The sequence below is a fragment of the Sorangium sp. So ce363 genome (assembly GCF_051520435.1).
In the GTDB taxonomy this organism is placed as follows: domain Bacteria; phylum Myxococcota_A; class Polyangia; order Polyangiales; family Polyangiaceae; genus Sorangium; species Sorangium cellulosum_B.
Window position 1 is genome coordinate 1,413,474 of sequence record NZ_CP150333.1, and the last position, 19,937, is coordinate 1,433,410.

The 19,937-nt window shown below is 70.6% G+C and carries 16 protein-coding genes; 10 read left to right on the plus strand and 6 right to left on the minus strand.

Annotated features, from left to right (window positions below; genetic code table 11):
• The first annotated feature begins 1 nt into the window (after position 1).
• Both WMF12_RS05325 and WMF12_RS05330 read left to right on the plus strand, forming a co-directional pair.
• Positions 2 to 1,030, plus strand: a complete 1,029-nt coding sequence (locus tag WMF12_RS05325; RefSeq protein ID WP_437867473.1) for an NAD-dependent epimerase/dehydratase family protein — start codon at positions 2 to 4, stop codon at positions 1,028 to 1,030.
• A gap of 4 nt (positions 1,031 to 1,034) precedes the next feature.
• Positions 1,035 to 2,183 carry a glycosyltransferase family 4 protein gene (locus WMF12_RS05330; RefSeq protein ID WP_437867483.1) on the plus strand — a complete coding sequence of 383 codons (1,149 nt, stop codon included), beginning with the start codon at positions 1,035 to 1,037 and terminating at the stop codon, positions 2,181 to 2,183.
• Here the strand turns inward: WMF12_RS05330 and WMF12_RS05335 are convergent.
• The 4 genes from WMF12_RS05335 to WMF12_RS05350 all read right to left on the minus strand — a co-directional run bounded on the left by WMF12_RS05335 (position 2,174) and on the right by WMF12_RS05350 (position 8,601).
• A complete protein-coding gene (locus WMF12_RS05335; protein WP_437867489.1) occupies positions 2,174 to 2,353 on the minus strand; it encodes a hypothetical protein in 180 nt (59 codons plus the stop codon). The two genes, WMF12_RS05330 and WMF12_RS05335, sit on opposite strands and share 10 nt — an antisense overlap.
• A 64-nt stretch (positions 2,354 to 2,417) precedes the next feature.
• A complete protein-coding gene (locus tag WMF12_RS05340) occupies positions 2,418 to 7,814 on the minus strand; it encodes an AAA family ATPase (RefSeq protein WP_437867494.1) in 5,397 nt (1,798 codons plus the stop codon).
• Between the two features lie 72 nt (positions 7,815 to 7,886).
• The gene (locus tag WMF12_RS05345; protein ID WP_437867498.1) at positions 7,887 to 8,240 is read right to left on the minus strand and encodes a hypothetical protein; all 354 of its coding nucleotides are present in this window, start codon (positions 8,238 to 8,240) and stop codon (positions 7,887 to 7,889) included.
• Positions 8,221 to 8,601 (minus strand): hypothetical protein, encoded by a 381-nt coding sequence (locus tag WMF12_RS05350; RefSeq protein ID WP_437867502.1) that lies wholly within the window; start codon positions 8,599 to 8,601, stop codon positions 8,221 to 8,223. The genes WMF12_RS05345 and WMF12_RS05350 overlap by 20 nt, the downstream gene beginning before the upstream one ends.
• Positions 8,602 to 9,238: 637 nt before the next feature.
• Between WMF12_RS05350 and WMF12_RS05355 the strand changes: the two genes are divergently transcribed.
• From WMF12_RS05355 to WMF12_RS05370, 4 genes are all read left to right on the plus strand, one after another.
• The gene (locus WMF12_RS05355) at positions 9,239 to 11,350 is read left to right on the plus strand and encodes a DUF4215 domain-containing protein (RefSeq protein WP_437867508.1); all 2,112 of its coding nucleotides are present in this window, start codon (positions 9,239 to 9,241) and stop codon (positions 11,348 to 11,350) included.
• Positions 11,351 to 11,527: 177 nt separating this feature from the next.
• Positions 11,528 to 12,280: a ribonuclease HI gene (locus WMF12_RS05360; protein ID WP_437867514.1), complete on the plus strand. Its 753-nt coding sequence runs from the start codon at positions 11,528 to 11,530 to the stop codon at positions 12,278 to 12,280.
• A 73-nt stretch (positions 12,281 to 12,353) separates the two neighbouring features.
• Positions 12,354 to 13,370 (plus strand): peptidylprolyl isomerase, encoded by a 1,017-nt coding sequence (locus WMF12_RS05365; protein ID WP_437867522.1) that lies wholly within the window; start codon positions 12,354 to 12,356, stop codon positions 13,368 to 13,370.
• 56 nt (positions 13,371 to 13,426) lie between these two features.
• Positions 13,427 to 13,828, plus strand: coding sequence for a YkgJ family cysteine cluster protein (locus WMF12_RS05370; protein WP_437867533.1), 402 nt, complete (start codon positions 13,427 to 13,429; stop codon positions 13,826 to 13,828).
• Between the two features lie 20 nt (positions 13,829 to 13,848).
• On the opposite strand, the gene WMF12_RS05375 is transcribed toward WMF12_RS05370, so the two are convergent.
• The gene (locus tag WMF12_RS05375) at positions 13,849 to 15,318 is read right to left on the minus strand and encodes a serine/threonine protein kinase (protein WP_437867542.1); all 1,470 of its coding nucleotides are present in this window, start codon (positions 15,316 to 15,318) and stop codon (positions 13,849 to 13,851) included.
• Entirely contained in the window at positions 15,319 to 16,950 is a 1,632-nt protein-coding gene (gene gpmI, locus WMF12_RS05380) for a 2,3-bisphosphoglycerate-independent phosphoglycerate mutase (RefSeq protein ID WP_437867549.1), read from the minus strand.
• A gap of 102 nt (positions 16,951 to 17,052) precedes the next feature.
• Here gpmI and WMF12_RS05385 point away from each other — a divergent pair, with 102 nt between their 5' ends.
• The 4 genes from WMF12_RS05385 (at position 17,053) to WMF12_RS05400 (ending at position 19,910) form a co-directional block, all read left to right on the plus strand.
• Positions 17,053 to 17,619: a Uma2 family endonuclease gene (locus WMF12_RS05385; protein ID WP_437744540.1), complete on the plus strand. Its 567-nt coding sequence runs from the start codon at positions 17,053 to 17,055 to the stop codon at positions 17,617 to 17,619.
• 249 nt (positions 17,620 to 17,868) lie between these two features.
• Complete coding sequence (locus WMF12_RS05390) at positions 17,869 to 18,213, plus strand: hypothetical protein (protein ID WP_437867559.1); 345 nt, start codon at positions 17,869 to 17,871, stop codon at positions 18,211 to 18,213.
• 189 nt (positions 18,214 to 18,402) lie between these two features.
• Positions 18,403 to 18,951, plus strand: coding sequence for a hypothetical protein (locus tag WMF12_RS05395; RefSeq protein WP_437867563.1), 549 nt, complete (start codon positions 18,403 to 18,405; stop codon positions 18,949 to 18,951).
• On the plus strand, positions 18,948 to 19,910 hold the full coding sequence (locus WMF12_RS05400; RefSeq protein WP_437867573.1) for an HTTM domain-containing protein: 963 nt from the start codon (positions 18,948 to 18,950) through the stop codon (positions 19,908 to 19,910). Before WMF12_RS05395 ends, WMF12_RS05400 begins: the two co-directional genes overlap by 4 nt.
• Positions 19,911 to 19,937: the final 27 nt, after the last annotated feature.

The following is a 19,937-nucleotide window of genomic DNA, read 5'->3' on the forward strand; positions in this document are numbered from 1 at the left end:
CATGGGCGAGACGACAGGCACAGCGGTGGGCACCATGCAGGGTTACAAGGACCGGCGGATCATCGTGACCGGTGGGGCGGGCGCGATCGGCGGCTCGCTCACGGCGGCCCTGGCCGACGCGGGCGCGGAGGTGATCGTGGTGGACGACCTCTCCTCCTCCTCCCGCTGGGGCGTCCCGGCGCGGCGCAACGTGCGCTTCGTGGAGGGGAGCGTCGTTGATGACGGCTTGCTCGCGGCGGTGTTCCGGGAGCAGCCATCGCACGTCTTCCACCTCGCCGCGCTGTTCGCGAACCAGAACTCGGTGGACAACCCGGAGCGCGATCTCGAGGTCAACGGCCTCGGCACATTGCGGGTGCTGCAGCACGCGCGGCGCAGCGGGGCGCAGCGCGTCGTCTTCGCCTCGTCCGGGTGCGCGCCCTACGGCAGCGACCCGCCGCGGCCCGTCCACGAGGAGCACCTCGCGCTCGATGTCCACACGCCTTACCAGGCCACCAAGCTGCTCGGCGAGCTCTATTGCAATTACTTTTGCGGTCATCCGGCCGGCCACGAAGGGCTGAGCACCGTGCGGGTCCGCCCCTTCAACTCGTATGGTCCGGGCGAGGTCCCTGGCCGATACCGCAATGTGATCCCCAACTTCGTCTACTGGGCCCTGCGAGGCGAGCCGCTGCCGATCACCGGGACGGGAGAGGAGACCCGCTCGTTCACCTACGTGGGTGACATCGTCGATGGATTTCTCCGCGCGGGCACCGCGGCGTCCGCCTCGGGTGAGGCGTTCAACCTGGCTTCTGGCGAGGAGATCGCCATCCTCGACGTCGCGAGAGCCATCAACGAGTTGACGGGCAACCGTGCCGGCGTCCGGTTCGTCGAGCGCCGGGCGTGGGATACGCAGCGCCGTCGGGTCGCGTCCACCGACAAGGCCCGTCGCGTCCTCGGCTTCGAGGCGCAGACGGGCCTGCGCGATGGGCTCGCGCGCACCGTGGCGTGGTTCCGCGAGCGCTGGGCCCAGATCGAGGCCGACGCGCGCTTCTAGGGACATGCGCGTCGCGCTCTGGGGCCCCCTCCCGCCGCCCGCCGGCGGAATCACGCGGTGGATGCGGAACTACCTCGACGCGGCGGCAGCGGCGGGCATCGAGGCGGACGTCATCGACACCTCGCCCCGAGGCGCCTCGACCGATCCGACGAGCAGGCTTCGCCCCGCGCGCGTGATCCGCGCGGGCGAAGCGCTGGCTGCGCTTCACCGGCTGCTCGCGCGACGCCGGCCGGATGTCGTTCATCTGTGCACGACCCTGTTCTGGGCGACCGCGCGCGACGGCCTCGCGGTGGAGCTGTGCCGTCGCGCGGGTGTGCCGGCCGTGCTCCACCTGCGCCTGTCGCCGCAGATCATCGCCTGGCATCGGGCCCTGCCGTGGCCGGCTCGGCAGGCCGTGCGCGCCGTGCTGGGCCGCGCCGCAGCCGTCATCACGCTCTCAGAGGAGCTGCGGTGTTACGTGCAGGCCTTGGTTCCAGGGGGCCGCGTCCTCCGGATCGCGAACCCGGTCGACACCGGCGGCTTCCACCCCGCCGCCGCGCTGCGCTCGCCCGGCCAGCCGCTGCGGGTGCTCTTCGCGGGGCTCGTCACGCCGCAGAAGGGGGTCCTGGAGCTGGCGCGGGCCGTGCTGGCGGTCGAGGGCCTGACCCTCGCGCTGGCGGGGCCGCGCGACGCAGGCGGCGCTGCCGGCCCGTCCCGCCGCCTCGACGAGGCGCTCGCGGAGCTCGAGCGTCAGGGCCGCCTGAGCCTGCTCGGCGAGGTGCCTGAAGACGCGATGCCCGCTGTCTACCGCGACGCGGACGTCTTCTGCCTACCGAGCCATGGCGAGGGGCTGCCCAACGCGTTGCTGGAGGCGATGGCCAGCGGCCTGCCCTGCGTCGTCACGCCGGTCGGCGCGGTGCCGGAGGTGATCCAGGGCGAGGGCGGTCGGGTGGCCCTCCTGGCGGCGCCGAGAGACGAGGACGCGCTGCGGGGCGCGCTCCGCTCCCTGCGCGACGACCCTTCCCTGCGGGCGCAGCTCGGCGAGGCCGCGCGCCGGCGCGCCGTGCGCCGCTATGCGAGCCGGACGATCATGGCGGAGTACGCCGCGCTGTATGCGCAGCTCGCAGCGGCCGACGCCTCGCGTCCCGAGCCCCGGGACGAACATCACGGCTGAGCGGGGCCGTAGACCGCGCGCCGTACGGCGTCGGGAAACTCGCCCAACATGCCGGCGAAGGCGGTGTTGGTCAGGACGACGACCGTGAGCTTCGCGCTCGGATCGACCCAGAAGTGATTGCCGTAGGCCGAAGCGACCGCAGAGACCGAAGCGCGGAGCAATTTCATCATGATTGGCCGCACGGTTCCATGGCCCCGGCTCCCTCATCGAGGGATTGCGTGGCCGCCGGAACACCTAGGTTGCAGACGCCGGCTGTTCGGTCGGAGAGTAGCGGATCACCATCACGGTGACGTCATCACGCAGCTGCTGCCCCGCCATGGGGCCCACGAGGCCCTTCACGATGGCGCTCGGCGACATCCCTTGCGCCGCGAGCGCGCGGAATCGCTCCGTCAGCCCCCGGGTCTCCAGCATTCCGCCGTCGGCGGTGACAGACTCGGTGAGCCCATCGGTGTACAGCAGCATCGTGTCCCCGACGCCGACCTCTATCACATCATCCCGGAGCAGCGCCGTGATGTCGTCTTCGATGCCGATCCACATCCCCCTGGTCTCCACCACCTCTACGGTGTTGGAGAGCGCCCTGTGGATCAAGATGTCCAGGTGAAGGCCCGCGTAGCGGACCGTGCCGCGGCCGAGCTCCAGCGCGACGATCGTCATGTACTGATCGGGGCTGACGCGGATCAAGTTCTCCCGGACCGCGCGGTTCGCCCGGCTCAGCACGACCGCCGGCGTGAGAGGCTCGCCGTCGCGCGGCGACGTCGTAAGGATGGTCCGTACGGCGGTCTGGACCATCATCATCGTCAGGCCGGCGGTGACTCCATGGCCGGACACATCGCCGATGAGGACCCAGCTGCTCCCGCCCGTCTGGACCACGTCGTAGTAGTCGCCTCCGACGCTCTCGGCCGGCGTCATCAGGGCGGCCATGTCGTAATCCTTCAAACGACTCTGCTGCGGCAGGAGCACCGTCTGTATCTTGCGCGCGAGATCCATCTCGCTCCACAGCTCCGCGACGAGGCGCCTGAGCTCGGCGGTGCGCTCGGCGACGAGCGCTTCGAGGTTCTCGTTCGCGCGCCTGAGCTCCTGGGATGCGGCCTCCAGCCGCCCGTAGAGCATCGCGTTCTCGAGGGACACGGCGGCTTGGGTCGCGAGAAATTGCAAGAGCCCGCACCGCGCAGGGCTGAACGCCTCCGCGGTGATGCTGTTCTCGAGGTACAGGACGCCGGTGAGCTTTCCGCCCTGGAGCATCGGAGCGCACATCACCGACTTGGGCCGAGCCTGAGTGAAATATCGGTCAGACGCGAAGCGCATGTCGCGGTGCGCGTCCGTGAGGACCGTCAGCTCGCGCGTGCGCGCCACGTAGCGCACGAGCGACTCCGGGACCTCCGAGCCGCCCCGCAGCGCACGGGCGTCCAGCGTTATCGTATCGGGATCGATGGTCATGCTCGCCTCCAGGGTGAGCACCCCGGCGCGATCGAGGATCAAGCATCCCCGTCGAGCTCCCGCGTTCTCGAGCAGCGTCCGCATCAGCCGCGCGAGCAGCCGATCGATGACGAGCTCCGTGGAAATCGCCTCGGTCGCGCGGATGGCCGCCGTGAGGTCGAGGCTCTCGCGTGATCGAAGCGTGCTGGAGGTCTGGCTGGTCGTCTGGCTGGTCGTCTGGCTAGTCGTCTGGCTAGTCGTCTGGCTAGTCGTTCTTTGCAAGCTCGCTGCCGTCTCGTCTGCTGGATTGAGCGGAGATGAGAGCGCCGCGTTGCTCCGGAGCACGTGAGCGTACTTCGACCTCAGCTCCTCGACCTTGCACGTCGCCCCCCAGCGCTGGTACGCGTAGATCGCCTCGGCCAGGTAGGCGCTCGCCACCCTGTTCCTGCGCTCGTCCAGGTGAAATCGGCCTGCCAGCTCGTTGCCGATGGCCTCGGCGTGCACGAAGCCGTGCTCCTGGGCGAGGGCTATCGCGCGATCGTAGAGATCCAGCGCGCCTTCGATGCGCCGCTCGATCCGCGAGATCTCCGCCTGCGCGAGCGCAGCGCGGTGCGCGAAGTTGGCGGGCGAGGACAGCGCCCAAGCTTCGAGCGTGGCAGCGTCGGCACGCAGGCGATCCAGGAGTCCGGCGCGCTCTTCCGGAGCCGCGGTGCGGGTCAGCTCGGCCAGGATCAGAGCCCGATAGAAGACGTGGTCAGCGTGATAGAAGAAGCCAGGGACCAGCTTGCAGCTGTCGCTGGTGGCCAGGGCATCTCGGAAGCGGCCAGCGAGATACTGGGCGGTCGTCTTCGCGACCCCGTAGATCGCCAGCGTCGGCGGCGGCGTAGAGGCCATGAATGTGCTCTCCTCGAAATCCGCGCTCTCCAGGGTTGCGGGGTGTCGAGTCTGGCCAGTCAGCGCACGGATGGCCTGTTGGGCGACCTTGCAGATGCCCTGGTTGACGACGTCACCCGTCCTGTCCGCGAGGTCGCGGGCGGTCAAGAGGCTGTCCTCCAGGTCGTGCAAGCTCTCGCCGGCGTACATGCGATAGTACAGGATGAACGCAGCGCAGTAAGAGGCGTAGATCTGGTCGCCCATCTCGAGGCTGATTCTCAGCCCTGACCGCAACACCTCCAGGCTGTGCGATATGTGTTGACGCCAGTGGGCGATGAAGACCCCGAAGAGGAAATGAACCTGACCCTTGCTGGCTGGACTGCCGCCACGGGTAGCTAGCTCCAGGCCCAGCCGGCCGAAGCGAAACGCGTCCTCCCGGCTCCCCGTGATGGCGAGGTGGACGATCGCGTACTGCGCATAGAAGAAGCCCGCGAGCGGCGCCGTGCCCCGACGGAGCAGCTGGACTCCCTTGAGTACGAGCAGGAAATGAAGCTCTGGAATGGCCTGGAACGCTGCCGGAATGCTGGTGGCCAGGGTGTGGAGCACCGCTAGCTCGCGGGCGTCGCCCATCACCGACACTGTCTCCAGAGACTCGATCTCCGACCCCGCTATCGCAGATTGATACGCTCCGAACTCGGCGCCGATCGCGGCGCCGAGGGCCGCCTTGTCTGCCAGCGGAGGCAGCTCCACGTCCAGGAGTCGCAGCGCGTCGATGCCCTTCGCACACGCAGCACCGAGCCTGCCCGTGTTGGTGAGCAGGAGCACCTCGAGGTTGCGCCCCATGACCCGATCCACCACCGACCGCGCGTTCCGCTCGACGACCTGGAGCAGCCCGAACGCGGAATCCAGGTTCCCGGTGAGGTACTCGCACTCCGCCATGGTCAGGTGAGCGGCGCAGACGATCTCGTACTCTTCAATCCACCCCGTCTCCCCGAGCACGTCGAGCGCCGCCCTCAGGTAATGCACCGCCGCGTCGGGCGCCGCTCGAGCGCGCGCCTTGCGGCCAGCGTTCAAATTGAAGCGCGCGAGCCCGCGCCTCTCGGCGGGCTCGACGATCAGGCTCGCGCCACGGTTCAGGTGATCCACGATCGCGAACAGCTCACGATCGCCCGGATCTGCGCCGCCGCGCTCCCGCAGCAGCCGACCGATGCGCAGGTGGATGGCGTCCCGCTCCTCCGGGCCGAACAGCGAGTAGGCCGCCTGCTGGACGCGATCGTGCGAGAAGCGGAACGCGGCGTCGAGCGCGCCGTCGACGATCCCTGTCGCGTCGTGATGAGCGTCGGCCCTGTAGCGGTATTTGCCGTCCAGCGAGGCGATGAACCCCTGGCGCAGCGCTTCCCAGAGGTGGTCCGCCACGTCGCTGTGAGAGCGCTGAGACACGGCGGCCAGCGTGGCCATGTCGAAGCTATGCCCGACGCAGGCGGCGAAGCGCAGCACGTCCTGGCTCGACTGCGGCAATCGCCGCAGCTCGGACACCATGAAATCGATCACGTTGTCCGTCGCCAGCCGTTCCCACACCCGCGCCGTGTCCCACCTCCAGGCGAGGTCCCCGTGGTCGAAGCGCAGCAGGCCGTCTCGGTGCAGCGCGATCAAGAACTGCGCGAGGAAGAAGGGGTTTCCGCGGGTCTTCTCGAACAAGGCAGCGCTGAGCCCGCCCACCGCCTCGGCGCCGCACCCGAGCGTGTCGCCGAGGAGGTCCGCGATGTGCGGCCGGCCGAGCGGGCCGAGCGTGATCTCATGCCTCCTGACGCCGGCCTGGCGCAGCTCCTGGAGCATGAGAGACAGCGGGTGCGCGGCGTCGATCTCGAGCTCTCGGTAAGCTCCGATCACGAGCACGTGGCGCGCGCCGGCGGCCGTCAGCACGTGCTGCAAGAGCCGGGTCGAGCTGGCGTCCGCCCACTGCAGGTCATCCAGGAAGAGCACGAGCGGGTGCTCTTCAGCCGCCAGCGCACGGAGAAAGCTCAAGAAGACATGTTCGAAGCGGCGCTGCGACTCGGTCGGACCGAGCGCTGGCACGGGGGGGTGTTCGCCGACGACGTGCTTCAGCTCGGGGATCAGATCGGTGAGGAGAGCCGCGTTCGGGCCGACCGCTTCGAGGATTTCACGTCGCCGCTGCTCGAGCACGCCCGGGGGCTCCGCGAGCACGGACCGGACGAGAGCACGGCAAGCGCGGGCGATCGGGCCGTAGGGGACGCTCCGCGCCAGGGAGTCGAACTTTCCTGCGCCGAAGTACGCCCGGCCGAGGATGTGCTGGTGCAGCTCCTCGACGAGCGCGGATTTCCCGACGCCCGCCTGTCCGGACAGGAGGACGAGCTCGCTCCTGCCCTGCCTGGCGCGGCCGAAGCTCTCCAGGAGCGCTTCGAGGTCGCGCTCGCGGCCATAGAGCTTCTCGGGGATCGAGAGCTCATCGGATCTGTCGCGCTGGCCCAGACCGAAGACCTCCGCCGCGCCAGCCCCCTTGACCTGACCCAGAATTTGCTGCAGATCGTGCTGCAACCCAGCTGCGGTCTGGTATCGCTGCTCCACGGACTTGCTGAGCAGCTTGAGGATCACGTCCGACAGGACCGGCGGCAAGTCCGGCCTGGATGCCAGGGGCGCCCGGGGGCTGCGAGCGATGTGGCTGTGCACCAGCTCCAGCGGATCGCTGGCGTCGAAGGGCAGCGCGCCGGTGAAGAGCTCGTACAGGGTGACCCCGAGCGAATACAGGTCGGCTCGAAAGTCCACGCTCCGGTTCATCCGCCCCGTCTGCTCGGGCGCGATGTACGCCAGCGTGCCTTCCAGCTGCGTGACCCCCGAGAGCGCGTCGACTTTCTGGGAGCGGCGCGTCGCGATCCCGAAGTCGACGAGCACGATCGAGCTCGGGCCGTCGGTGACGAAGAAGTGATGGGGTTTGATGTCCTTGTGAATGACGTGCCTGCGGTGGACCGCCGCGAGCGTTCGCGCCATGGCCAGCGAAAGCTCGAGCGAGCGCAGCAGATCCAGGCGACCCGATCGAATCAGCTTGTCGACGGACACGTCTCCCGCGTCCTCCATGACCAGGGCCAGGCCGTGCCCGTGCCGCTCCAGTCCGATGGCCTTGACGACCTCGGGCATGTCGAGGCACGTCAACACTTCATATTCATGGCGGAGGCGTCCCACCTCGAGCGCGGTCGGGCGCTCGCTCCTGAGCAGCTTCACCAGCACCGATGCCCCGTCGACGACGCGATAGCCGCGGTACACCTCGGAGCTCTGGGTCTCGCGCACCTTCGCGTTCAGGGTGTAGCGGTCGGACAAGGTGATCATGGTGGATTCATGAGGATCGGTTTCGTTCCGAGATCTGAGCGGTGAGCGCGCCGATGGCCTGGTCGCTCCAGGTCATTGCACCTTTGTCTTCTTCAGGGTGCGCGCCAGGGCCGACATGCAGTTGCGGTGCGCTCGCTGCCAGTCGTTGTCGCGGAAGACGACGACCACGCCGAGGCTCGTCTGATCCAGCAATTTTATCAGGTCCACCAGGGGCTTCACCGTGGCCGAGTTCATGTACTCGAGCTTCGTCAGATCCACCGTGACGAACGTGTTCCTGGTCTTCCCGGTCCAGTCCTCGAAGAGGGGATTGAGGAACATGGCGGGGCTGCGGATGTCGCTGACGCCCGACCACTCGATTCGCGACGAATCGCCGGCCACGGAGATGCGTACTTTCAGCCCGTCGCGCTCAAAGGTCGACTCGGTCATGGATTCTCCTGGTGGCTGTCACGGTGACCGTATCGTCTGCGTACGTTGCGTCGAGCGCAAAGCCGCCTTCCATCGCGATCCTGTAGATGCCCACGTTGGCGCCCTCGCGCGGGCTGACGAGCAGCTCCTCCAGCTGTTCGATGTAGAGCTCCGTCTTGTTCGGGGCGCTGCGCAGGGACTCTATCCGGCAGAGCAGTCGATTGACCGACCCTCGATCGGTGCAGCCGTTGATCGTGACGAGTTCGATCCTGTCCTCGGTCAGGCTGAGCGTGAAGCGAATGGCGCGCGCTGCGGGGACCTCCTCGCCGTACTTGATGGCGTTCTCCAGCAGCTCGCAGGCCGTCATCTCTGCCGCGTCCACGAGCGCGCTCGGGTACTGCGCGAGGGCATTGCGCACCGAGGCCCGGGTCGCGCGTAGATTGCTCCATACAGGGCGGAGCGAGGTGCTCAACAGTGGTTGCATCGCCTACGCCTGCATGGATCGAGTCCGGTGGTGGGCAGAAGAGCGCACAGGGTCTCCGCCAGCGGGAACAGCTCGGGCGAGAATCAAATCCAAAGCGGTTCGGAGGAGCAAGGTGGTATCCCGAACGGGCGCAGAAGAGGGAATGAAACCCAGAACGGCCTGGAGATGTCAAGCATCAGCCGGGCGCGTTGCTCGGCAGTGCGAGGGCTGCCTCACATCGGCATGCGGCGCGCCCGGCCGCGCTCGCGGGCGGCTCCTCTCACGGTTCCCGGTTCCCGGTGGACGCTTGAGCTCACGCGGCGGCCGGGAGGCGTACGCGGCGGCGAGCTGGCCGCCGCCATGGCGTGGCCGAGGGCCCGGCGCGCCGCGAGCGCCGCGCGTCGCAATAGGGGCTCTCCCGATCCGTTTGGCTGCTGGCGTCCTCTCGATTCCATATCAGTCTAGTGCGCCGATGATCGACCGCCTGCGCGTCCGTCAGGCTCGGATCGAGCCTCGAAGGGACGTCGCCGTTCCCGCCAGAAGCAGAGGAATCGAGGTGTCAGTGCGAGCGGACCTCTTCAGAAGCGCTCCGTTCACGAAGGTTCTGTCGCCGCTCGTCATCGCTGCTGCTTTGACCGCGGTCGACTGCGATCGTCCCCGGCAGGCGCCGGGACCGGAGGCCGGCGACGGCGGGAACGGCGGGAACGGCGGGAACGGCGGAGGCGGCGGGGGCGGAGGGGGCGGAGGGGGCGGAGGGGACGGAGCGCCTTGCGTCACGGCCGCGGACTGCCCCGGGGTCGACGGCGCGTGTCAGCTGCGCACCTGCGAAGGCGGCCGGTGCGCCCTCGACGCCGCGCCGCGGGGAAAGCCCGTGGGCGAGCAGGTGCTGGGCGACTGCAAGGCGCGCGTTTGCGATGGGCATGGCGCCGTGATCGAGCTCGACGACGACCAAGACGCCTTCTCCGACGGAGACCCGTGCTCGGCCGACGTGTGCGTCGCAGGGGCGCCGAAGAACCTTCCGGCGCCGGCGACCACGGAGTGCGGCGGATCCGACGCGACCGGAGCGCGCTATTGTGATGGGAACGGCGCTTGTGTCGAGTGTCTCGTCGCAGGCGATTGCCTGAGCAACATCTGCGTCGAGAACAGCTGCGTCGCGCCCGATTGCGGCGATGGCGCGGTGAACGGCGCCGAGACCGGCGTCGACTGCGGCGGCTCGGATTGCGTGCGGTGCGCGGATCTCGAGGCCTGCCTCACCGGCGCGGACTGCCGGAGCGGGATCTGCGCGGACGGCAGGTGCCGCGCGTCGTCGTGCACCGACGGCGCGACGAACGGGGCGGAGACCGACGTCGACTGCGGCGGACCGGCGTGCTCGCCTTGCGCCACCGGCAAGGCGTGCGCCGCGGACGGCGACTGCCTGGGCGGCCGCTGTTCAGGGACGACGTGCCTCCCGTCGTGCACCGACATCGCCCGGAACGGGGCGGAGACCGATATCGACTGCGGCGGCCCCGCGTGCGTCGGGTGCGCCGCCGGAATGCGCTGCGCCGCCGGGCGCGATTGCCTGAGCCACGTGTGCAGCTCGGCAGGCACCTGCGCCGCGCCGGTCTGCGGCGACGGCGTGGTCAACGCCGCCGCCGAGGCGTGTGATGACGGCAATACGAGCACCACGGACGCGTGCCTCACCACGTGCGTCGCCGCCTCGTGCGGGGACGGGTTCGTCCGCGCCGGCGTCGAGGCGTGCGACGACGGAAACGCGAGCAACACCGACGCCTGTCCGACGAGCTGCGCGCGCGCGGTGTGCGGGGACGGGTTCGTCCGTGCCGGCGTCGAGGCGTGCGACGACGGGAACCGGAACGCGGGCGACGGGTGCAGCCCAGGGTGCCTCCTCGACGGCTGCGGCGACGGCGCGATCCAGGCCGGCGAGGAGTGCGACGACGGCGACGCCGACAGCGCCGACGGCTGCCCGATCACCTGTCGCGCCGCGAGGTGCGGCGACGGCTTCGTGCGGGACGGCGTCGAGGGCTGCGACGACGCCAACACGTCGAGCGGCGACGGCTGCAGCGCGAGCTGTGTCGTGGAAGCGCGGTACACCTGCCGGGGCACGCCGAGCGTGTGCACGTACTCCAAGGAGCGCAACTGCGGCGACGCGGCGGACGATGACCTCGACGGCGAGACGGACTGCGCCGACCCGGACTGCGCGCTCGGCTGCGACGATGCCGTCGGCGCGTGCTCGCCCGGGCAGGTGCTGTGGGTGCAGTCGTCCACGGACATCCCGAAGACGGTCACGGATCGCGCCGTCGCTGCCAGCGTCCTCCCTGTCGTCTCGAGGGGCGCGATCCGGCGCGTGACGCTCGAGCTCGACATCGCGCATTCGTTCGACGGAGATCTCGATATCTCGCTCACCTCTCCGGCTGGCGCGACGGTCGATGTGTCGAGCGACAACGGCGGCTCCGGCGACAACTACCGGAGGACCGTCTTCGACATGGGCTGCGCGACCGCGGTCACGGGAGCGATGGCGCCGTTCCGCGGCTGCTTCCGCCCGGAGTCGTCGTTCGCGGCCTTCCTCTCGGGGCCGGCGAACGGCGCGTGGACGCTCCGGGTCGGGGACGACGCCGGGTCCGACTCCGGTACGCTGACCGCGTGGTCCCTCGCGCTCTGCATCGACCGATGATCGCAGGGCGGCGCGGCCGCGCGCGCCGTCCGCCACGCTGTCCGCCGTGCGCGTCGCGAGGGCTGCAATCAGGGTAGGCGCGGGCAGGCGCGGCCGCGCCCGGCCGGCCCGATCGGCCGGGCTCGCCTGGCGTGGTCTCCCGTACCGGCGGCCTTCGATCCATGCCAGGGTGCGCTCGTGCCCTGGGTCCGCGCATCGCTTCGAGGTCAATCCGTCTATGCTCGCGCCGACGCCGCCGGCGCCCTGGTCGCGGAGGAGGGCGGCGGCGTCGAGATCCGCTACAAGCCGCACGACGGCCGCAGATACAAGGCGCGCGCCGACAACCTGACCGTGGTCGACCCGAAGGTGTTGCCCGACGACACCTGTGGGCCTGCGGAGGCGGTCGTGAAGGCGCGCGCCGGCGAGCAGCCCGAGGGGGGCGCGGCCGCCCCGGCGCCTGCCGGGCGCGCGCAGCGCAAGGCGCCGGCGCGGGGGGAGGCCGGCGCGGCGCCCGTCCCGGAAGGGGCTGTCATCGTCTACGCGGACGGCGCGTGCTCGGGGAACCCGGGGCCCGCGGGGCTCGGCGTGGTGATCATCGACGGCGGCCGGCGGATCGAGCGCAGCGAGTTCCTCGGCACCGCGACCAACAACATCGCCGAGCTGACGGCCATCCTCCGCTCGCTCGAGGAGGTGGACGAGCCGGGGCGGCCCATCGTCATCCACACGGACAGCCAGTACTCGATCGGCGTGCTCCAGAAGGGGTGGAAGGCGAAGGCGAACGCCGAGCTCATCGCCTCGCTGCGAGGCGCGCTCGCCGCGCGGCCGCGCGCGCGCCTCGTGTATGTGCCGGGGCACGCCGGCGTGCTGCTCAACGAGCGCGCCGACGCGCTCGCGCGCGAGGCCGTTCGCGAGCGCGCCTCCCGTCGGACGGTGTACCCCGGCTCCGGCTGAGTCCGGGGCAACCCGGGCCGCGCGGGGCCGGAAACGCGTGGAACCGCCTGGGGCCCAGTGGTAGAGGCGCGCGATGCGTGTTCCGCTCCGCCTCGCCCTCGCCGGGCTCGTCGCCGCCGCCGCCTTCGCCTCGCCGCTCGCCCACGCGGTCGTGAGCGAGCGGATCGTCGCCGTCGTAGGCGATCGCGCCATCCTGCTCTCGGATCTGCGGCAGCGGGCTCGCCCCTTCCTGCTGCAGATCCAGGCCCGGGTCCCGCCGGGCGCGCAGCAGGCGGCGGCCGAGTCCCAGGTCTTCCGCGATCTCCTCCAGAAGATGGTGGACGAGGAGCTCGAGGGCCAGGCCGCCGAGAAGGCCAATGTCCGCGTGACCTCCGAGGAGATCGAGAACGCCTTCCGGAACATCGCGGCCGCGGAGCAGATGACGGTCGAGGAGCTGTTCCGGACGGCGCGGGCGAGCTCGGGGCTCACCGAGCAGGAGTACCGCGACGAGATCCGCCGGCAGATCCTCGAGGGCAAGATGCTGCAGCTCCGGGTGAAGGGCCGCGTGCGCATCACCGAGCAGGACGTGCGGTCCGCCTTCGATCGGCTGGTGCGCGAGGAGCGCCGGCGGCGCGACTACCACCCGGCGTGGATCGTCCTGCGCGTCCTGCCCGGATCGAGCGCCGAGGCGGTCGAGGAGCGCCGCGCGCTCGCCGCCGCGCTCGCGGAGCGCGCGCGCGGCGGGGAGGATTTCGCGGCGCTCGCGCGGCAGTTCTCGGACGACACCGCGACCCGCGAGGAGGGCGGCGACCTCGGGGTCCGCGCGCCGCAGGGGACGCAGGCCGCGGCGACCGGCCAGCGCGAGGTGATGGCCCCGGAGCTCGAGGCCGCGCTGATGGCGATCGAGCCGGGCGGCGTGACCGGGCCGATGCGCGCGGGCGACGCGTTCGTGGTCATGAAGCTCCTGAGCCGCCAGCCGTCCCGCTTCACGACGCTCGAGGCGGCTCGCCCGGAGGTCCTCCAGCGGCTGCAGGCGGAGATCATGACGAAGGCCAAGCAGAAGTGGCTCGACGATCTGAAGCGCGGGACGCACGTGGAGGTCCGGCTCTGACGCGCAAGGGCGAGCGGGGCGCGGCGCGCGCGGGCGGCGCGCGCGGCGAGGGGGATGTGGTCGTCCCCGAGTGCACCGCGTGCGGCACCTGCTGCTTCTCGGCCCTGCCGGAGTACGTCCGGGTCTTCGGCTGCGACCACGATCGCATGGACGATCGCGCGCGGGGGCTCACGCGCTTCATCGGCAACCGCTGCTACATGCGCATCGAGGACGGCCGCTGCGCCGCGCTCACGCTGGACGCGGAGCACGGCCGCTTCCTGTGCTCGATCTACGAGGTGCGGCCCGACTGCTGCCGTGCGCTCGAGCGCGGCAGCGGCGCGTGCCTCGGCGAGCTGCACGAGAAGCGGGAGCGGCCGCTCCTCGCGCTCGAGGCGCTCCGCCGCCGCGCGGGCGGCGCGAGCGGCGAGGGAGACGCGGGGGGCGCAAACGGCGCGGGGGTGGGGGGCGGCGCCGTGTAGGTGGGCGGCCGGCGCCGCCGTCAGGGCGACGCGTCCCTGTCCTCCACCGGCGGCGCGCCTGCGTCGATCGCGCTGCGATCGATCCGCATGCTCACGTCGAGCGTGACCGTCTGCCCCTCGGAGACGGTGATCGTGCGCTTCTCCTCGGGCGCGTTCGGGTGCCGGAACGTGACGTAGTGCCGTCCGGCCTGGAGCGGGATCGCCCGCGCCATCGGCGTCACGTCGATGAGCTCCCCATCGATGACGACCTCCGCCCACGGCCTGGCGAGGACCTTCAGGTAGCCGCGCTCCTCCGAGTGCGCGCCGGGCTGCCTGACCTCGGCGCTGGGCGGCTCCGCGGCGTCGTGCTGGCGGAGGCTGAGCTCGATGAGCGCGCCGCCCGCGACGACCAGCGCGAAGATGCCGACGAGCCGCCCCACGTCGGGCGCGAGCGACGGCGCGCTGCGCTGCTCGACGGCGGGGCGCGCGGAGGGCGCCTGCGCGGGCGGCAGCTCGTCGCCGCCGAGCTTGGCCGCCGCGAGGGCCCTCGCGATGAGCGCGCGCGGCTGCGGATGGCCGCGCTCCGCGAGCTCCTCGGCCAGGGCGTCCGCGACGGCGCGGCCGTTGTCGTAGCGCTGCTCCGGCTCTTTCTCGAGGCACCGGAGCACCACGCGCTCCAGGCCGCGCGACACGTCGGGCACGAGCCCTCGCAGCGGCTGCGGCGGCGCGTTGCGGATCCGGTGGGCGACGGCCCTGCCCTCGGCCCACCGGTCCTCGTCGCGCTCGCGCGGCGCGCCGGGCGCGCCCGACGCGCGGTTCGACGCGCGGTTCGACGTACGATTTGCATCCTCCGGCCCCGCCTTCGGCTCGTCGAACGGGCGCACGCCGGTGAGCATCTCGAACAGCACCACGCCGAGCGCGAACACGTCCGCCTGAGGCCCGGGCTCCGCCCCGAGGATCTGCTCCGGCGCCATGTAGTCGGGCCGCGCGAACGTGTCGCTGCCCTCGAACGGCTCTGGCAGCGAGGGCTGCCGGCCGTCGGACGCCGCCGCGAACTCCAGGATCTTCACGCCGCCCGCGGGCGTGACGATGACGCGCTCGGGGCGCAGCTCGCGGTGCACGACGCCCCGCTCATGCGCGTGCCCGAGGCCGCGCGCGATCTCCAGCGCGATGGCCGCCGCGGCGCCCTCCTCGAGGCGGCCAGCGCGAGCGCACAGGGCCGCGAGCGTCGGCCCCGAGAGCGGCTCCAGCACGAGCCATATCCGGTCCTCGTCGCGCTGGAAGTCGTGGATGTCGATGATGTTGGGGTGCCGGATGCGCGCGAGGATCTTCGCCTCGCGCTCGAGGCCGGCCGCGAACGCGCTCGCGGCCGACACCGTGGGCTTGAGCGTCTTGATCAGCGCCGCCCGGCCGAGCCCCGCGTGCTCGGCCCGGTACGTCACGGTGAGCGCCCGCGACGAGACGGCCTCGCGCAGGATGTACGGGCCGAGCTGCCTCTGGTCGGCGCCCACTTACCGCTGTCGGACGCGGAGCGTGCGCCCCGTCATCGCCGCGGGCTGCGGGAGGCCGAGGATCTCGAGCATCGTCGGCGCCACGTCGCAGATGCGGCCACCGGACCGGAGCACGATGCCGGGGTCGTTCTTGTTCAGGTAGTAGAGCGGCACCGGGTTGAGCGTGTGGGCCGTGTGCGGGTTGCCGTGCTCGTCCTTCATCTGCTCGCAGTTGCCGTGGTCCGCGGTGATGATCAGCGCGCCGCCGGCCTCGCGCACGGCGTCCCCGATGGCGCCGAGCCCCTTGTCGACCGCCTCGTTGGCGTGGATGGCGGCCTCGAGGATGCCGGTGTGCCCGACCATGTCCGGGTTCGCGAAGTTCACCAGGATGAAGTCGTACTTGCCGCTCTTGATCGCGGCCACGACCTCGCTCGCGACGCCCGCCGCGCTCATCTCCGGCTTCTTGTCGTAGGTGGCGACGTCGCGCGGCGAGGGCACGAGCTTCCTGTCCTCGCCCGGGAACGTCTCCTCGCGGCCGCCGTTGAAGAAGTACGTGACGTGCGCGTACTTCTCGGTCTCCGCGCACCGGAGCTGCGTGAGCCCGGCGCGGGCGATCACCTCGGGGAACGACTCGGTCACCTCGTCCTTCGGGAACGCGACCGGCAGCTTCAGCGCCGCGTCGTACTCGGTCATGCCGCTGTAACAGTTCTCCTGGAAGGCGAAGACCGGCTTGCCCCGGTCCGAGAGGAGCTCCAGCACCTCGGCCGGCAGGTTCCGCCGCGTGAGCATCGCCGAGATCTCGCGCATCCGGTCGGGCCTGAAGTTGACGGAGAGGCCGACCTCTTCTCCCTGCCACTCCCAGCGGGGCTCCTGCGAGGCGAAGTCGGCCACGAAGTCGCCCTTGATGCCGTTATAGTCGCCGATGCGGACGGGCTCGACGAACTCGTCCGTCTTCCCGGCCGCGTACGACTGCTGGATCGCGTCGAACGCCGTGTCGGCCCGCGGCGCGTCGCCGCGCACGATCGCGGTGTAGGCCTTCATGACGCGGTCCCAGCGCTTGTCGCGGTCCATGGCGTAGTACCGGCCCGAGATGGTGCCGATGACGCCGATGCCCTGGAGCGCCTCCTCGATCTTCTCGACGTAGCCCCACGCGCTCTTCGGCGGCGTGTCGCGGCCGTCGAGGAACGCGTGCAGGACGAGGGGCACCTCGTGGAACTTCGCGAGCTTGATCAGCGCGAGGAAGTGGTCGAGCGACGAGTGGACGCCGCCGTCGGAGACGAGCCCGAAGAGGTGCACCCGGCACTTGCGGTCCTGCGCGATCCGGAACGTCCGGTCGATGATCTCGTTCGAGCCGAGCTTGTTCTCGGCGATCGCGACGTCGATGCGCGAGATGTCCATCAGCGCGATCCTCCCCGCGCCGAAGTTCAGGTGGCCGACCTCGCTGTTGCCCATCTGCCCCACCGGGAGCCCGACGTCCGGGCCGCTCGTCCCGATCAGCGTCTTCTCGGAGTCGCGCTTGATCGCGTCGAGGTTCGGCATCGCCGCGAGGGCGATCGCGTTCTGGTCCTTTTCTTCGCGCTCGCCGAATCCATCGAGGATGCAGAGGACGAGCGGACGGGGGCGTTGCGTGGGGGAGGGGGCTGCTTCGCTCATGGCGGCGGAATCTACAACGAACCCGCGGCGATCGGAGGGGGGCTGCTCACGGATTTTCGCCTGGCGAGCCGCCGCGCGCGGCGTGCATGCTAACATCCGACCATGTCCGATTGCGCCCGTCGCGCCACGTACCAGGATGTGCTTGACACGCCGCCGAATCAGGTGGCGGAGGTCCTGAACGGCGTCCTCCACGCGACGCCGCGGCCCTCCGTGTCCTCCCGCAACGTGACGTCGGTGCTCGCGGGCGAGCTTTACCTGCCATTTCGTCGGGGCATCAAGGGGCCTGGCCGGTGGGCGCTGCTGGTCGAGCCCGAGCTGCACCTCGGCACCGATCCGGACATCGTGATCCCTGACATCGCCGCGTGGCGCCGCGACCGGATGCCGCAGATCCCGATGCGGAACGCGGCGATCTTCCTCGCGCCCGACTGGGTGTGCGAGGTGATCTCGCCGTCCACCGAGGCGCTCGATCGCCGCGACAAGATGGAGATCTACGCGCGCGAGCTCGTGGCGCACTACTGGCTGATCGACCCGCGGCTCCGGCTCCTGGAGGTCTACCGCATCGACGGTGGGCGGTTCGCGCGCGTGGGCGCGTGGGAGGGTGACGTCACCGTGCGCGCGGCGCCGTTCGACGCCGTGGAGATCGAGCTCGGCGTTCTTTGGCAGGAATAGCGCAGGAATAGCGCAGGAATAGCGCAGGAATAGCGCAGGAATAGCGCAGGATCTGCCGTCGCCGGTCGGCGTCGAGCCGCGCGCCGGGCGAGGTGCGTGAGCTCCGCTTTATCGTGATTGTCGCCCCGAGATCGGGGAAGCGACGACCATCCGCCGGATGCAGCCGGGGCGTGCGGCTTGCATGGGTGTTGAGGACACTCGGCCATGTTCGGCGCTCGTCATGAGCAGCGGTCACACGGGGGGATGAACATGAAGCGCATCAACATCATCGGCCTGCTGGCCGCGCCGCTCGCATGCCTCGGGGCAGCGCAGCTCGCCTCGGCCTCACCCACGACGCCCGTCGAGGAGCTCGTCCTCATCGCGGAAACACGAGCTCCCGTCGCCGCGAATGCAGCCGACGCTCGTCCTGCACGCCAGCGCCCCTGGTACGGTCACTGGTACGCGTCCTGGTATGGTCACTGGTACAGGCCCTGGCATGGGTACTGGCACGGTCACTGGCACGGTCATGGTCACTGGCACGGTCATGGTCACTGGCACGGTCATGGTCACTGGCACGGTCATTGGCATGGTCTCTGGTACGGGCACTGGCGGTGACAATGACCGGCGGCGGTCCGATGGGGGGCCTCGCCCCCTCGGCCGGCGGACGCCCGATGGGGGGCAGGACGGATCGCCGAGGGCGCCGGCGCCGCGGCAGGAGAGCGGGACGGGCGGCCCTCTCCCCGTCTCGCTCTTGTCGGTCAGGTTCGCGGGCGCTCGCAGGCGGGCACACCCGGAGGGAGCTGCATGGAGGGAAAGCGGAACAGCCGGAGTCACGCCGCGGCCCTGGTCGCCGTCGTGGGCCATCTAGGCCTCGTCGTCATGGGCGCTCTCCAGATCCATCCCGAGGGAGACGGCTGGCTTGCGCGGGCGCTCGCGGTTTACGGCGCGCTCTCCGGGGCCGAGAGCGGCTATGCCTTCTTCGCGGACAGCATCACCCCGCTGCCCAGGGCCAGCTTTCACGTCTCGGATGCCGGCGGTGCGACCCTCACCGACGCCCTCGAGTCGGGCGCCAGCCGCGAGACGGAGATCCGGATACTGAACCTCATCACGCCTTTCTTGAGCGTGGAGGACCCGACGATCCAGCGCTCGATCGCCGCCTCGTGGGCGGGCAAGGTGATGGCGAGACACCCCGCGGCCGAGAGCATCCTCGTCCGACTGGAGACGTGCGATCTGCCGTCGATGCGGGAGTACCGGGAGGGGAAGCGGTCCAGCTGGAACCTGCAGTACGAGGCGAAGTTCATGATCCGCGCGAAGCTCCGGACCTCTCGAGAGGCGAGCGGGGGTGCGCGGTGAAGGACCCTTCGATCGGCCTCCGCGGGGCGGCCGCAGGCGGCGAGCCCGCGCGCGTCCTCCGCGCGATCGAGCGCTTCGCGCTGGCGCCGGCCTCGGCGGCGCCGCTCGCGGCCCTCCGCATCGGGCTCGCGGCCGTGCTCTTGCTTCAAGCGGCGCTCGTCGCGCCCGCGCTCTTCGAGCTCTACGGCCGGTCCGGGATCCTCCAGGGGCCTCTGCGCGACGTGTTCGCGAGGACCGATCTGCCACGCATCGGCTGGGCGGTGGAGCTCCTTGCCCCGCTCGGGATCGGGGAGGATCCGGTCATCGTGGGCACGGGGGTGATCTACGTGGTTGCCCTCGCCGCGCTCCTGGCCGGTTGGTGCACCAGGGCCGCGGCCTCCCTGGCGTGGCTCACCCACCTGATGCTGGTGACGACGGCGAGCTCCACCGTCTATGGCGTGGACAGCTTCGCCAGCATCTTTCTCTTCTATCTCCTCTGGATGCCCTCGGAGGCCGCCTTCTCCATGGATCGCCGGCTCGGGCGCGTGCGGGGAGGGCCCACGCCGGCAGCCCGGCTCGGGTTGCGCGTGGTGCAGCTGCACCTCTCGTTCGCTTACCTCGTCAGCGGGCTGGGAAAAGCAGCGGGCGAGGCGTGGTGGGACGGCGAGGCGATCTGGCGTTCGGTCATGTTGCCGGAATACCGGCAGTTCGACCTCTCGTGGCTCGCCGGCGCCCCCTGGCTCGCGGCGGTCGCCGGGTGGACGGTGCTGCTCGTGGAGATCGGCTATGGCTTCCTGATCTGGCCGCGCCGCACGCGGCTGCCCTGGGTCGTCGCCACCGTGGCGCTGCACGCCGGGATCGCCTTGTTCATGGGGCTCCTCGTGTTCGGCGCCCTCATGGCGGTGCTCACCATCGCCGCGTTCGCGGTGCCGAGCGAGCCCCCCGGGCCTGCGGCTCCGGCTGGCGCGGCGCCAGGGTGATCCTCGCGTCCCCCCTTCTGGCGAACG